The sequence below is a fragment of the Sulfurimonas sp. RIFOXYD2_FULL_34_21 genome, from assembly GCF_001830805.1.
GTDB lineage: Bacteria > Campylobacterota > Campylobacteria > Campylobacterales > Sulfurimonadaceae > Sulfurimonas.
In genome coordinates this window covers 233,002-248,547 of sequence record NZ_MICH01000011.1, presented here as the reverse complement: position 1 = coordinate 248,547, position 15,546 = coordinate 233,002, and the positions used below count along the sequence as shown (strand labels likewise).

General features: G+C 36.4%; 12 protein-coding genes. 10 read left to right on the top strand and 2 right to left on the bottom strand.

The features are described 5' to 3' along the window. Positions 1–158: 158 nt before the first annotated feature. The 4 genes from A2530_RS08800 (at position 159) to A2530_RS08785 (ending at position 5,128) form a co-directional block, all read left to right on the top strand. A complete protein-coding gene (locus tag A2530_RS08800) occupies positions 159–1,538 on the top strand; it encodes a CmpA/NrtA family ABC transporter substrate-binding protein (RefSeq protein WP_294883013.1) in 1,380 nt (459 codons plus the stop codon). Positions 1,539–1,823: 285 nt separating this feature from the next. Further along, positions 1,824–2,639, top strand: coding sequence for a nitrate ABC transporter permease (ntrB, locus tag A2530_RS08795; protein ID WP_294883015.1), 816 nt, complete (start codon positions 1,824–1,826; stop codon positions 2,637–2,639). Then, positions 2,639–3,433, top strand: a complete 795-nt coding sequence (locus A2530_RS08790; RefSeq protein ID WP_294883017.1) for an ABC transporter ATP-binding protein — start codon at positions 2,639–2,641, stop codon at positions 3,431–3,433. The genes ntrB and A2530_RS08790 overlap by 1 nt, the downstream gene beginning before the upstream one ends. A gap of 57 nt (positions 3,434–3,490) precedes the next feature. Next, positions 3,491–5,128: a bifunctional protein-serine/threonine kinase/phosphatase gene (locus A2530_RS08785; protein WP_294883019.1), complete on the top strand. Its 1,638-nt coding sequence runs from the start codon at positions 3,491–3,493 to the stop codon at positions 5,126–5,128. Here the strand turns inward: A2530_RS08785 and A2530_RS08780 are convergent. Continuing rightward, positions 5,121–7,025 (bottom strand): ferredoxin--nitrite reductase, encoded by a 1,905-nt coding sequence (locus A2530_RS08780; RefSeq protein ID WP_294883021.1) that lies wholly within the window; start codon positions 7,023–7,025, stop codon positions 5,121–5,123. The genes A2530_RS08785 and A2530_RS08780 overlap by 8 nt on opposite strands. An 86-nt stretch (positions 7,026–7,111) precedes the next feature. Continuing rightward, the gene (locus A2530_RS08775) at positions 7,112–9,091 is read right to left on the bottom strand and encodes a molybdopterin oxidoreductase family protein (RefSeq protein WP_294883024.1); all 1,980 of its coding nucleotides are present in this window, start codon (positions 9,089–9,091) and stop codon (positions 7,112–7,114) included. Between the two features lie 184 nt (positions 9,092–9,275). Here A2530_RS08775 and A2530_RS08770 point away from each other — a divergent pair, with 184 nt between their 5' ends. The 6 genes from A2530_RS08770 (at position 9,276) to A2530_RS08745 (ending at position 15,543) form a co-directional block, all read left to right on the top strand. Further along, positions 9,276–9,866, top strand: coding sequence for a cytochrome C oxidase subunit II (locus A2530_RS08770; RefSeq protein WP_294883026.1), 591 nt, complete (start codon positions 9,276–9,278; stop codon positions 9,864–9,866). Continuing rightward, positions 9,866–11,503, top strand: a complete 1,638-nt coding sequence (locus A2530_RS08765) for a cbb3-type cytochrome c oxidase subunit I (RefSeq protein ID WP_294883029.1) — start codon at positions 9,866–9,868, stop codon at positions 11,501–11,503. Before A2530_RS08770 ends, A2530_RS08765 begins: the two co-directional genes overlap by 1 nt. Before the next feature lie 10 nt (positions 11,504–11,513). Further along, positions 11,514–12,110 (top strand): hypothetical protein, encoded by a 597-nt coding sequence (locus A2530_RS08760; protein ID WP_294883032.1) that lies wholly within the window; start codon positions 11,514–11,516, stop codon positions 12,108–12,110. A gap of 157 nt (positions 12,111–12,267) precedes the next feature. Next, positions 12,268–12,846 carry a GNAT family N-acyltransferase gene (locus tag A2530_RS08755; RefSeq protein ID WP_294883035.1) on the top strand — a complete coding sequence of 193 codons (579 nt, stop codon included), beginning with the start codon at positions 12,268–12,270 and terminating at the stop codon, positions 12,844–12,846. Continuing rightward, a complete protein-coding gene (locus tag A2530_RS08750) occupies positions 12,847–14,919 on the top strand; it encodes a TonB-dependent siderophore receptor (protein ID WP_294883037.1) in 2,073 nt (690 codons plus the stop codon). Further along, positions 14,920–15,543, top strand: coding sequence for a hypothetical protein (locus tag A2530_RS08745; RefSeq protein WP_294883038.1), 624 nt, complete (start codon positions 14,920–14,922; stop codon positions 15,541–15,543). The last annotated feature ends 3 nt before the right edge of the window (positions 15,544–15,546 follow it).

Genomic DNA, 15,546 nt, shown 5'->3' with positions numbered 1-15,546 from the left:
ATATTTAATCAAAGCAACCAATCATCAAAGAATCTTCATTAAAAAAACACTCATTTTCAAGAACAATAAATTGATTAAAAATCATACAATAATATGTCGCAATTTTGTCATTACTGCTATATAATTTTCCTATAACAAATTAGATTTAGGAGATTTACATGTTAAAACAGATGATAAGTATCGGTTTAGGATTGTCAGTTGTTGCCGCTTCATTGTCGGCCGATGTGGAGAAAAAAAAGTTAACTATCGGTTTTATAGCCCTTACTGACTGTGCTCCTATCGTAATTGCGAAAGAGAAAGGTTTTTTTGAAAAATACGGACTTGACGTTAAAGTCGTTAAAGAAGGTGGCGGATGGCCTGGAATACAGCAAAAAGTGATAAATGGGGAGTATGATTTTTCGCATGCTCTAGCAGGTATGCCAATTGCGGCTACACTTGGGATTAACGGGGATGCCAACCTTCAAGCGGTTCTTAGCCTTGACTACAACGGTAACGGTATTACTTTTGGAAATAACATAATAGAGAAGATGAAAGAGTATGGAATGGATGAGAAAAAACGTCCTCTTGGCTCAGAGTCATTGAAAAAATATATAGATGCAAAACATAAAGCTGAGGGTTCTGCATATCAGCCGCTTAGTTTCGGGATGGTGCATCCTGTATCAACTCACAATTACGAACTTCGCTACTGGATGGCAAGTTCTGGAATTGAGCCAGATGCTGATGCGACTATAAAACCGTTTCCGCCGCCGACGATGCCTTCAAACCTGATTGCGGGAAATATAGAGGGTTATTGTGTCGGAGAGCCGTGGAATGAGAGAATAGTTATGATGAAAAAAGGCTCAACTCTTGTAACAAACTATGACATCTGGAATAACAACCCTGAAAAGGTTTTGCAAACAAGAGCGGACTTTATCACTAAAAACCCAGAAACTACAAAAGCTGTAATGAAAGCGATTATCGAAGCTCAAATGTGGCTTGATGCTTCTTGGGAAAACCGCAAAGAAGCGGTAAAAATACTGAGTCAAAAAAACTATGTTAATGCTCCGATAGACATACTTGAAAAGTCGATGATTGGAACATTTCAGTACTTAAAGGATCAAAAATCAGAAGCAAATCCGCAGTTTAACGTGTTTGCAAACTATTATGCCGCTTATCCGTTTTACTCGCACGGGATGTGGTTTATTACACAAATGTACAGATGGGGGCAACTTGATAAAGCGGTGGATATGAAAAAAGTGATTGAGAGCGTTTATAGACCTGATTTGTTTGCAGAGGTTGCAAAAGAGGTAGGCTACACTCTTCCTCCTAGCCCATGGAAAAAAGATGGTGTTGATAAATACAACATGTTTATGGACGCTAAAGTATATGACCCAAACAAAGCGGTTGATTATATCTTTGACTTTAAAGTGACTAATTCAAAAGTATCTAAAGAGGAGCTTTTAAAAGCTAATAAATGGAGTGTAAAAACCGAGCAACCTGATTATGTATGTCCTTATGGCGTGGCAGGATGTGCAGACCCTAAGTATGTGACAAAATAAGGATATACATCACAAAGTTAAAACTTTGTGCTTTAGTGACCATAGCGGTCTTAGCGTAGAAGATTTGAACTTGTTTAAATCTTCGTCCTAATAGATAGTGTCCTTACGGAGAGGCAGGATGTGCAGACCCTAAGTATGTAACTAAATAAGTTATAAAACAGACTTGACATGTAAAACACAATACATGTCAAGTGCTTTATATCCGTAAGTACCTAATTTATTCCCTCCCTAAAAATAAATACTTTAGGTACTTACTGATGTAAATCAAATATTTGGAGAAAAAAAATGAATAACGATACGGTAAAAAAAATAGTACTTCCATTATTGGTTTTTGTACTAATAATCCAATTTTGGTCAGAAATATCAAATATAGTAAACGGTTTTCCCACACCTAGCGAAACTTACAAAGCGGCTTTTGGCGGTACGAATGAAGACGGCGAGATAATCAAGGGAGTACTTTCAGACCCGTTTTACGTCAACAATCAAGACGACAAAGGTATCTTTTGGCAGATTATAGAGTCTCTAAAGAGAGTTTTTGCAGGTTTTGTTTTAGCTATTTTTGTAGGTATCCCAATCGGTCTGTTTGTAGGAATGAGTAAAAGTGCGCAATATGCGCTCAACCCGTTCATTCAAATATTTAAACCTGTTTCGCCTTTGGCATGGTTGCCGCTGCTTTTGTTTATATTTCAAGATATAAATATGACGGCAATTTCAACCATTTTTATCACTTCCATCTGGCCTATAATTATAAATACGGCTCTTGGGGTAAGAAGCGTTTCGCAGGATTATATGAATGTGGCAAAGGTTTTACAATTTTCGCCGCTAGAAAAGATTGTTCAGATTATATTACCGGTTTCAGTTCCCTATATATTTACGGGGATGAGACTCTCTTTAGGAATAGCATGGCTTGTAATAGTCGCCGCAGAGATGCTAACGGGCGGTATCGGCATAGGATTTTGGATTTGGGATGAGTACAACAACCTTAACTACCATAACATCATCATCGGTATTATCGTTGTAGGTTTAATCGGATTTTTCCTAGATATCATAATGGGGAAAATCGCAGATTATTTTGATTATACTAAAAAAGGACGGGTCTAATGAGTGAAAAATTTTTAAGTTTAAATAACATTGAAAAAAGATTTCCGATTCCAAATAAACCTGATTATGTAGCGGTTAGGGATGTAAACCTTGAGATAAAGAAAAATGAGATTATCTCTATCATCGGACACAGCGGATGCGGTAAAAGTACGCTTTTAAATATGATTTCAGGGCTTGATGCACAAAGCGAAGGTCATATTTTGCTTGAAAACAAAGAGGTAAAAGGTCCTGGACCAGAACGCGCGGTTGTTTTTCAAAACCACTCGCTTCTGCCTTGGCTAAGTGTCTATCAAAATATAGAGATGGCTGTAAAAAAAGTTATGCCTGAGTTAACATCTGCCGAGCTTAGAGCGCGGGTTGAGAAGTTTGTAAGCATGGTAAACCTTGATCATGCAAAAGACAAGCTTCCGGGTGAAATAAGCGGCGGTATGAAACAAAGAGTGGGAATTGCAAGGGCACTATCTATCAAACCGAAAGTTTTACTGATGGATGAGCCTTTCGGCGCGCTTGATTCATTAACAAGAGCAAATTTGCAAGAGCATCTTATGAGGATTCAGCAAAGCGTTCAAAATACGGTAATAATTATTACTCACGACATTGACGAGGCAGTGCTTCTAAGCGATAGGGTCATAATGATGACAAACGGTCCTGAGGCAACAATAGGCGAAATTTTAGAGGTAAATTTAGAGCGTCCCAGAAATAGGGTTGAGCTTCAAAGCGACCCAGAATATATCAGATGCAGAGAAGCAATTTTGAGCTTCTTGTACGAAAAATTTGCAAAAGACGATGAGTAAAAACAGATGGATATATCGCTATAATATATCCGCTATATCCAAATTTAAAGATTGATAATGGTTCAAAACAGTATAAAAGTATCGGGATTTTCGCTTGCAAAAGGCAAAGAGCTAACAGGCGATGATTTTTACGATACTAGAAATCTCGGTAACATGACAATAGCCGTTGTATGTGACGGAGTAGGAAGCGCCGATGGAGGTGCAGAAGCCGCAAAACGCACTACAAGCTACCTGATAAACAACTTTAAGATACGCCCAAAAGCGTGGAGTATTGAAAAATCTATAAAGACCTTTATAAAATCAATCAATTCCATACTCTATCAAGAATCAATGATAAACTATGAAAGAGCCGAGCTTGTTACTACTTTGGCTATGATTGTCATTGAGGGGAACAGGCTTTACGGCGCAAATGTCGGGGACAGCAGAGTTTATCTCTGTAGAGATAAAAGCATAACCAAACTCTCTTTTGATCACAACATGCAAGAAGCGGGTTACGAGAGCGTATTGACACAAGCTATAGGCATAGACAAAGATATACAACCATACTACTTTGAAAATATAATACGCAAAGACGATAAAATCCTGCTTTGCAGTGACGGTCTTTACAACGTTATGAGTGAAAATCGCCTTGAGAGCGGTATAGCTTTTGGTGCTCACTCACTTGTTAAAAAAGCAAGTCTTCTTATGCAAGATAATCTGCCGGACGATACCACGGCAGTAGTTTTAGAAGTGTTAGAGACAAGTGAATTTGAGATACTAAAGCATCTAAAACTTCCTGTCTCCTCACATGTAAAAAAAGAGCAAATCATAGACGGTTACAAACTTGAAAAATCTCTAATTGCCAACGACAGAACTTGGTTATGCTCAAAAAAAACAAAACGCTATGTGATTAAATTTCCGCCGGTTGAAGCGATTGACGATGAAAAGATATTGGATTTTTTTGTTAAAGAGGCGTGGAATGCAAAAAGATTAAAAGCAGATTTTTTTCCAAAAGCCGTTATTCCTAAAAACAGAACTCAAAGATACTACGTTATGCAGCATATAAAAGGCGAAAATCTTGATACGGCATTAAAATCAAAAACTCTCTCGATAGACGACGCAGTCAAACTAGGCGAAGTTTTGCTTGACATGTCACAGTATCTTTTAAGACACGACCTTGTTCACGGCGATATAAAACCTCACAATATAATGCTTGAGATAGATAAACAAAACATATCTTTTAAAATGATAGATTTCGGTTCTATTACGGAGATTTTCTCCATTAGTTCAAAAGCAGGAACTCCAAGTTTTTTATCTCCAGAGCGGTTTTTGAGTGAAGCTATAAGTGAGTCTAGCGAAATATTCTCTATCGGTGTTACTCTTTATTTATCACTTACAAATAGATATCCTTACGGGGAGATAGAACCATTTCAAACCCCTATATTTAAAGAGCCTAAGAAACCAAGCTTTTACAATAAAAATATTCCTCACTGGCTAGACAGCGTAATCCTTCGCTCAATTGCACTTGATAAAGACCACCGTTACATGCACTATTCGGAGATGGCTTATGAGCTTAAAAACCCGCAAAAGGTGGAACCGTTTTTTGCAAAAAACAGCTCTATTTTAGAACGCTCTCCGCTTACTTTTTATAAGACCGGATTTATAGTTATGGTAGTTATAAATCTTATATTGCTTATCCTAATGGATGCTAGATAGCTATAAAATCAACCACTTCGGAAAATACAACCGCTCTGCGAGACTCTTTTGTGTCTAAAATTTTCTCACACATTAAAGCAAGATTTTCATCTACATTAGGAACTAACGAGCTAAGGCTTTCAAGTTTCTCATTTTTTAAAACATTTGTAAATCTCTCATAACCTGAATAAGCCTCTTTTGCACATAGTTTAAAATAGAGTTTACGCCCTATCTCAAAAAGTTCAAACTCCTCATTTTTACCCGTATTTACCCGCTCGCTAAAGCCTATATCTATATCGATGTTTTTCTCTCTTAAATATGCCCCTAGTTTCATAATAAAACCTACGGCGGCAGGAGTATAGTTTTTTAAAACTCTCTCGTTAAACTCCTCAAAACTCTCGCCTGCATATCTTAGTTTTTTATACTCAAGCATCAGCGTCTCTACATAATAACGTGCAAATCTAAGCGGTGCGGATTTCACGACGGCATAACCTTCAACGCCCTCACATGTCAATTTTCCGCCCAAAGATATATTTACGCCGCCCTCAATAGCGTCATTTATTTTAACTTTACACCCTTCAAACCCTATATCTCCAAGCCCGTGCAAACCACACCCTTTTACACAGCCCGACCAGTACATTCTTACCCTGCCATACTCAAGTGGTACTTTTTGCTCTAAATACTCCGCCATCTCTATAGCATCGCTTTTATTCTCAATCACTCCAAATGGGCAATGCTGCGAACCTGCACAAGCAATCAGATGGTTTTTATAAGGAGTGTCAACACTTTTGTATTTGTCAAAGATTTTCTCATCCAAGAGAGAGTTCACATCTTTTACGGCTAACATGTAAATACTCTGCTCTATATCAAATCTTATCTCTCCGTTTGCATATTTTTTACTAAGCTCTGCAACGTTTATCAAATCACTTCCGCTAAAAATACCGGCAGGAACAACTACATGTAGAGCAAAACTGCCATCACGAAGCTGAACTTTTCCATGTTCGGGGTCATTAAAATCAAGCTTTGTCATAGTCTCACCTGCAGTTGCAAAATCTATTTTTGCATTCTCTCTTATTGCTTTGGATATCTCATCCATGCCTACCGCATCTATCAAGAAAGAGAGTCTGTTTTTGTTTCTGTTATCACGAAAACCGAATCGTTTAAAGATATCTATAATTGAGCCGTACGCCGCTTCAACCTCGCTAGGCAGAAGAAATATATTTGCACTTTTTGCAACTTTGCCTACTTTTCCGCCAAGATACATGTTATATCCGTAAACACCGTTTTTTTGAGCCAATACAAAACAGCAATCATGCCCGAATGCATTGCATCTGTTTGATATCGAACCGGTAATTGAGGTGTTAAACTTTCTAGGAAGTGCGGATATCCACTCATAGTTATGCAAAAATTTACTCTGCAACTTCTCAAGCAGTTTAAATGACGGCAGAACATTATCAAATCCTTCGCTATCAAGAGGGTCTGTAACTATATTTCTAAAGTTATCGACTCCTGTTTGATAGGAGTCAATCCCCACACTGCTCATTTTTTCAAATATAGCAGGTATATCTTTTATATCGATAAATCTAAGCTCTATCTGCGCTCGTGTTGTTATGTCGATATAATCTTCTCCATACTCTTTTGATATCTCTCCTAAAACACTTGCTTGAGAAGCATTTAAAAAACCGCCTGGTATGCGAACACGTATCATAAACTTCTGCGGCGTTGTAGAGTCTTTATCATAAATGCCGAAACATTTTAAAAAGTAGCTTTTATCTTCATCAGGTATAGAATCATAACCCTCTTTTGCATACTCTTGAAGTTTCTCAAACGCTTCTTTAGGACTTTTTAGTGCTTTTATATCTTCAATTTTGTTAAGTTTTTTTGCTCTTGCTTCATAAGCACTCTGTAACGCTTCCATTTAAAGCTCCAGTTATTATTTAATACTATAATAATAACTTTATCAGAGGGCTATTTGAGCAATTTAATGATTAATTATTAATCAGCTTATAGTTTAACTACTATTACTGCACTATGATTATAATCAGGCTGAAATGACTCTACATCAAGCAAATCATTTGTCAGGTAATTTATTTCACGGTTGCTTATCGGGATAAAGATTGTTTTTTCCAAGATACTATCCGTAATTGTCGCTTTTGTAAGCAGTTCGCCTCTTCTTGAGACAACTTTTATCTCTTCGCCGTCTGTTATATTTAACTCTTTTGCATCGTTAGGATGAATTTCGCAAAAATTTAGCTCTTTGTATTTAAGCAGCGACGGAGCATTTGTACTTTTAGTTCCGCTATGCCACTGGTCTCTTGTTCTGCCCGTTAGTAATATAAAAGGGTACTCTTTGGTTGGTTGTTCGCTAAGCTCTTTGTTTTGTACGAAAAACAGATTCCCTTTTTTATCCGCTGTTAAAAAGTTTTTGATTTTTTCTCCCCACACAAAGGGCTTATACGAGAGTTCATTATACGAGGCTTCGCTTATATCCATATAAGGATTTAGTTTTGTCATTCTCTGATACTCCTCAAAAATTTCTTTGGGATTTTTATAGTCAAACTCTTTTTTATGTCCAAGTTCTTGTGCTAAAAGCTGAAATATCTCCCAATCAGGCTTTACTCCATCAGCAGTTTTGATTAGTTTTTCCTGCTTTGTAATAGTTCTGTCAAGGTTTGTCTGAGTTCCCTCTTTCTCTCCCCAAGGAGCTGCCGGAAGTCTTACATGTGCAAATTTTGATGTCTCTGAGTTATCATAAGCGTTTATCTCCACGACAAGCGCTATTTTTTTCATCAGCTCCTCGGTTTTGTTTCTGTTAGGAAGATGATAGATTGGGTCTGTATGGCAAATTATCAAAACCTCAAGCCCTGCATCCATCATCTGCGTAGCACTAAGTCCTGCTTTATTGTCTATCTTGTTGGTGTTCCAAAATTCAGACACTTTTTTAATGCTCTGTTCATCAAAACCCAGATGAACTCCAAGCATAGTCGCAAGTCCGCCGACTTCGCGTCCGCCCATCGCATTTGGCTGTCCTGTCAGGCTTAAAGGTCCGTTTCCTTCTTTAAATATTTTTCCGCTAAGCAGATGCGTATTTATAAGTGAGAGATTTTTATCGACGCCCTGAGAGGATTGGTTAAGCCCCATAGTCCAAGCTGTGATAATGTTTTTGCTCTCTTTATAAAGGTTGAAGAACTTTTCAAACTCAGCATAACTCAACCCTGTTCTCTCCAACATGTCATTTACATGTAGTCTGTCCAAACCGCTTTTAAGTGCTTCAAAACCGTTTATATGTTTTTGCACAAACTCTTCGTCGTATAATTTTTCATCAATAAGGCGTTTTGAGATAAGATTGAAAAAGTCTATATCGCTCCCCGCTTTTATCCCCAAATACAGGTCTGCACTCTTTGCCGTGTCCGTAAAACGCGGGTCTATTACTACAACTTTTAAGCCGTTTTTCTTCGCTTTTTTTATTCTGTTGTGAAAGATTACATGTGATTCTGCCGTATTTGAACCTGCGAGTATAAGCAAGTTTGCTTTATCAATATCGTCCATTCTAAGAGGAACAAAATCCGCCCCTATTGATTTTTTATATCCTACAACCGCGCTAGACATACATGTACGACTGTTTGTATCCACGTTGTTTGTACCGATAAAGCCTTTGCCCAGCTTGTTTGCTATGTAGTAATCCTCTGTCAGCATTTGACCGGATAGATAAAAAGCGACTTTGTCTTTAGGTACTTGCTTTATTTTATCTGCAATTTTTGATATGGCTTCTTCCCATGTAGTCGTACTGAAATCATTATCTATATTTTCTCTTATTTGCGGCTTTAAAAGTCTTGTAGATGTTTGAATAGTAGTAACTCCTGAAGCTCCCTTTAAACAAAGATTGCCTCTGTTTATCGGGTACTCTTTATCTCCAATAAGCTTATTATCAATAAATCCTACTTTGCAACCTACACCGCAATATCCACATACCGACTTTAGCATTTAAAACTCCAAATATTTAAACTATTAATTATGACTATAAATTATACAATAAAAATAATTATACAAAAACTGCCTCTTTTATAATATTCCTTGTTGATTAATATTTATACAATGAACTGGTTTTAAAAATTAAAATTAGTGCTAAAGTTCTAATACTAATTTTTTTATTTAAGGAGAGGGAAAAATGACTGACTCGGTTGACGTATTAAATATGTTAAAACTTGTATATACAATATACACTTTATCGGTTATTTCATTAATCGGCTGGTTTGCAATGGGAGTTGTAAATCCAAAAGGAAAACCGCGTTTGGTAAAACCGTCCACGTTTTACGCTTATGTAGGTGTTTTAATTACAGTAGGTGTCGCAATACACATTGTGACTTTTAACAAAATTCCATGGGTAGAGATTGACTTTAAAAGGGATTCTATACAACCCGCACAGATAGTAAATATAACTATTGAAAAACACGAATTTATACTTCCTAGCCCTAAGATAGAGCTAAAGTGCAATGAATACGTACTTTTTGACGTAGTATCTAAAGATTTGACATACGGATTTGGAATTTTTAGACAAAACAACTCTATGGTTACTCAGATGCAAGTACTTCCGGGAAGTAAAAATGATTTGATGTGGAAGTTTCATAAAAACGGAGTTTATCATTTAAGATCGACTGAGTATTCGGGACCAAAAGGCGCTCACATGTATATAAAAGATGTTTTTGAAGTATCGGGATGCGATGAAGACGACAAATATTCACAAAAAGGAGGCAACTAATGAGTTTTTTAAACACTTTGATAAATGGTAATGAGGGCGGGTTAAAAACCGATGGTTTAACGCCTACTCAAAAAGTTACCCTAAGAGCCGTAATAGTAGGGATTCTCTACTATGGTCTATCGGCGTTAGAGGGTATGATGATGAGAGCACACGCTATTACGCCTCTGCCGATGCTTAATGATTCTCACTACTTCTCTGTTATGACCGTTCACCCGATTGTCGGAATATTCGGCTCTACTTACTTAGTCGTCTTTGGTGCATTTACGTTTTTAGTACCGTATCTAATGAAAAAACCGCTATACAGCATTAAACTCGCTAATGCAACATGGATGCTTATTGCACTAGGTGCGCTTATGTCTTGGCTTGGAGGATTTATTTTTCACTATGCCCCGCTTTATACACTTTACTGGCCTCTGCCTGTTGACTTTTCTCAATACGATGCGGTTGGCGGTTTAGTATTTATCCTTGGTATCGCACTTATCATGATAGGAACTTTGGGATTTATCTACAATATCTTTGCAACTGTTTTTTACACCGAAGAGGGACATGAGAAACGACCGATGAAACCGCTGCTTATCTCTGGACTTGGAATTGACGGTATGTTAAACATTATCTATAAACTAAGCGGTCGTGAGCCGTATGCAAAAGAGCCTGCTGTTTCACTTCCTGTTGTTGCCATTTTTCGTGGAACAATCGATACTTTTTTAGATGCACTTGTAATTCTTACATGTGGAGTTCTGATTTTAGTTTATATTATCGGTGATTTATCCGGTGCTACAATGGATTACACATCTGTAAATGCCCTACTTTATAAAAACTTTTTCTGGTGGGGACTTGACCTTATCGCAGACGGTTTGGTTCTTATTTATATAGCGGGTTCATGGTATCTTTTAGCTATGTTAATTACCGGCAAAAAACTATTTATGCAAAATATCGCTAGAGCGGCACTTTTACTAGAACTTATTGTTTCTTGGGCAGTTTGGTCTCACCATCTTTTAGCTGATCAGGGACAAAACAACATGATGAAGCTTGTCAGCGGCGAGATGGTAACGGCATTTGAGCTTGTTACTCAAGGTATAGCTATTTTTATCACGCTTGTAACACTTTGGAGTGCAAGACCTCTTAAGATGAGTAACGAATTAAAATTTTTACTCGGCGGTATTTTAGGTTTTATGTTGGCAGTTCCCGCAGGAATCATTCAAGCAGATATGGGATTAAACAGAATTCTGCATAACACGCAATGGGTGGCAGGTCCGCACTTTCACGTAGCTATTTTAGTAGGTCTTACTATGACGCTTTACAGCGCCGTTTATATCTTATGGCCGACACTTACTAACGGTGTAAAACTCTATAGTCAAAAAATGGCCTCTTATCATTTTTGGGCGCATTTAATCGGCGGAATCGGGATGGGTGCGTTTATGGGCATGGCGGCGATGGACGGTGCGCTAAGACGTACTCTCTACCTAGAAGGAGAATATCAGACATACATGATATTAGCGGGTATTTGCGGTCTTTTACTTCTGTCTGCATGGGTAGTATTTTTGGTAAATGTCTTAATGAGTGTCGGAGTAAAAGGTCTTATAGGCGTATTTACAAAATCAAAATTAGACACAAAAGCTTTGGTACCCGAAGCGTAAAGGCTATCTTATGGTAAACATAGAAAAAGTATCCCATCAAATCTTAAATGATGCTCTTTATAACACACTTCTCTTTGAAATCAAAGAGAGGTTGTCTGCTCAAAATATCACTCCAAAAATGGTAGAAAATCTCCTAAAAGAGGATTCGTCATTTATTGATGAGTATAAAGAGATAAACAGACAAAGCGAACTCTCAAGCATACATGTAAAAAAACTAGACATAAAAGAGAGTGACGAGAAGGATGTTGTCGCCTTAAAAACAGAGATAAATGAAAACATACAGATACTAAAAAATCTTGAAAATTTTGAGACGGACTCTAAAGAAAGTGCATACTCCATCTGGATTGGAAGTGTCGGGGTTATGGTTGTTTTTATAGCACACAATGTTATAGCACTATTTAGTGAGCTTTATACTACACATGCGGCACTTGTTTATCTGTTTTTTATTTTCATACTAGGGCTTACCTATCTCGGATATATTAAAATGAAAATAAATCATGATAATCGGCACCTTATTTATCAAAGAGTATATACCTCTACTAAAGAGATGTTAAGAATCGGATTAAATGATTCACTCCTCACATACAGCGAAGTTTACGAACTCTAAAAATAATAACAAAAAAGAATATGAGTAGTATTGAAACAAGAAAATATGTTTTCTGATTCTTTACTTTTAAACATTAGGCGTTTGAAATTATTTAAATTAAATTAAGATACACTTTTTGATAATTAATATTTAATGATGTTATATTAAGGAGAGTAGTGTGAACTTTACCTTTTTAGAAATTATAGATTATAGTATGTTGCAAAAAGTATTTGAATTTAGATACAAAGTGTTTTTAGAAATATATCCACAGTATCTACAAAATTCTGGATTTACGGATAATATCGAGTATGACAGATACGACTCTTATGCAATACATTTTGCCGCTTTAGATGAAAAAAATGCCGTTTGTGCAACCGTAAGACTCATACATCATTCGCCTATCGGATATCCTACAGAAAACGGTATGATTTTTGATAAGAACATGTTTGAGAGAGATAAACTTGCGGAGATGTCGAGAATATTTGTAGATGCAAAATATAGAAACCTAAAAACAACAAAATTAATCATTGAAGAAGTCAAAAAGTTTATGTATGTTAAAATGCTAAAATTAGGAATCGAGTATAGTTACGGCTCTTTGGAAAAAAGCTTTTTAAGACTCCTTAGGATATATAAAATGCGTTACGACATTATAGGTGAGGTACAGAATCACGGAGAGTTTGGCTTACGCTATCCGTGTATTTTATACACTAAAGTGTTAGGCAACGACAATCCTGAACTACTTAAATTTTGGAGATAAATGAAACATAAATTTTCTTATAAGCGCTGTGGCTTTATTATTACTTTTTTTCTAACCTCTTGCGTAAGCAATTCACATGCTACTACGGACGATATAATGGCTTCTATATCCGGCGATATGGCTTACTTTAACGAAGTTGCAACTGCTACAAAACAAAACGAACATTATCAACCTTATATCATATCAGTCTTTCAAGGTAAAGAGTTAGAAAAACTAGGTATTTCAAACCTTAAAGAGGCACTAAGGCTTGTTCCGGGTGTTGATATGGCTACCGATAATTTTAACAATCAAACACCTATTTTTAGAGGCTCAAACTCTCTTGCTTACGGACAAAGCAAACTTTTTATAGATGATGTACCGGTAAATAACCTATTCTTTGACGCTTATTCAGAGTATCTTGGAATGCCAATAGAGATGATTAAAAGAATTGAAGTCATAAGAGGTCCGGGAAGTAAAACGGACGGAGTAAACGCTTATGCAGGTTCTATCAACGTTATAACTTATGCGGAAGAGTTTGAAGGATTTGAAACAAATGATAATGTTGTAGCAAAGTACGCTTCGCACGATTATAGAATGGGCGGATTTATGAAAACCTATAAATCAAAGGATTTAAAAGTTTTTGTAGATTTTTACTACCAACAAGATGATAAAAAACTCCCTTCAGGTCCCGATGGTCTATCTCGCGGAGCACTAGGAGCAAACAATATACCGCTTTCTCAATCGGGAGACGCCCCGTTATGGCTTAAGGACTACTCTCTTGGTGTCAATATAAAGTATAAAGATTTTTCTATAAAGTCAAGATTACTTGAACATACGCAAGGTAGTGCTTATGGTATAAATCTTGCACTTCCGCTTGAGAGCGACAGACTCAAACTGCCGAGCTACTATCTTGAAGCCGGTTATGACAAAGAGATTAACGATTTTAAAGTCGATATAAAAGCCGGAGTCAAATATGACGCATTTGACTCCTATTCAAAATTGGCTCCGGACGGTTTAGTTCTTGGTCCTAGCACATTTTTAGATGGAATTTACGGAGAACATTATGCGCTTCAAAGAACACTTTACCAATCATCTTATCTCAAGTATAGCGGCATAAGCAATCATGTTATTACTACGGGATATCGTCTGATAAATGAAGAAACTATAGATATGAGTTCAAAATTATCAAACAGAGCAACCGGAGATGTCGCGCTTGTTGACTACACAAACACCTTGCCGTTTTTTGATGCTGATGCTAAACGTGATATTGCAATTTTCTCATTGCAAGATGAATTTTCGTTTAATAATGATTTGAGTTTTATCTACGGATTTAACTATGAACAGACATCGTATCAAAATGCAGGTTTTGAACCTAGAATCTCTATGGTATATCAGCTTGATACAAAAAATATATTTAAAGCTATATACAGTCGCTCACATAGAAATGCCTCTTGGCAGGAGATGTTTACTATGAACAACCGTGCAAGAGTCGGTAGCAGTGATTTGGAGCCTGAGAAGGTAGATGCTTTTGAAGTAGCTTATATTAATAAGTTTTCAAACGATTCATACCTTCAAACAAATCTCTTTTATCTGCTTAACAAAAATCAGATACACAATTCGACAACCGACCCCGTATATAAAAATATTGTAGATACCGATATTTACGGTCTTGAACTTGAGTATAAGGGTCATATTTCATCAGTTGATCAGTTATATATGAACTACTCTTACGTAACAGGCACTTCCAACATAAGAGATATTGCTAAAAGTGAAGCTCTCTCTAACGTTGCACACCATCTTGCAAAAGGGTATTATATATATAATTTAAATCCCTCCTTTTCCCTTAGCGGTTTAGCCTATTATGTAGGTTCAAAAAATAGAGTTTCTACCGATGCGCGGGAGAAGGTAGATGCGTACACCTCTTTTGACACTGCATTGCAATACAAAAATTTACAAAATGATTACACATTGACATTTAGCATAAAAAATATATTTGATGCAGATATAAGATATCCTTCTGCTCAGAACACATATTCGCAAGATTATGCTCAAGAACGTAGAACATTTTTAATATCGTTAAAGAAAGAGTTTTAAATGAAGAAAATAATTTTACTTTATTTAACTCTTCTTAATATAGCTTTTGCGTACAATTATGATGATGTTCTTCTAAAGGCACAAGCTTCCATATTTCCTAAAATTATGCTGCTTGATAAAAAAGTTGAAGATAAACTTATAAGGGGAGAGATTGTATATACTATTGTTTATGATAAATATGATTACAATAAAGCCTTAGAGGTAGGCGGGTATATAAACGAAACCTATAAAGGCTACTTCCATAAATACAAATACAAAATTAATTTTGTTGATGTTTTAGAGCTTAGCGACAAAACAGAAGCATCCGCAATATATGTCCTTAATGTAGAGAAAGAGACTCAAAAAGTAGCTGATATAGCCAAAAAAAAGGGTGTTATATCTTTTTCCTATGATATCGGCAATTTAAAAAATGGTCTTATGTTCTCATTAGTGATAGAAAAATCAACGGTTTTATATCTTAAAAAAGAAAATCTGTACAATCAAAAGGTAGAGTTTGTCGATTCGCTGTTACAGATAGTCAGGTTTACAGAGAGTGACAACATAAAAAACAAAGTTTTGCTAAATAACGGGTCTGAATTTGACATAAAATATGCCAAAACTGTTATCGATATCTTTTATAATTAATAA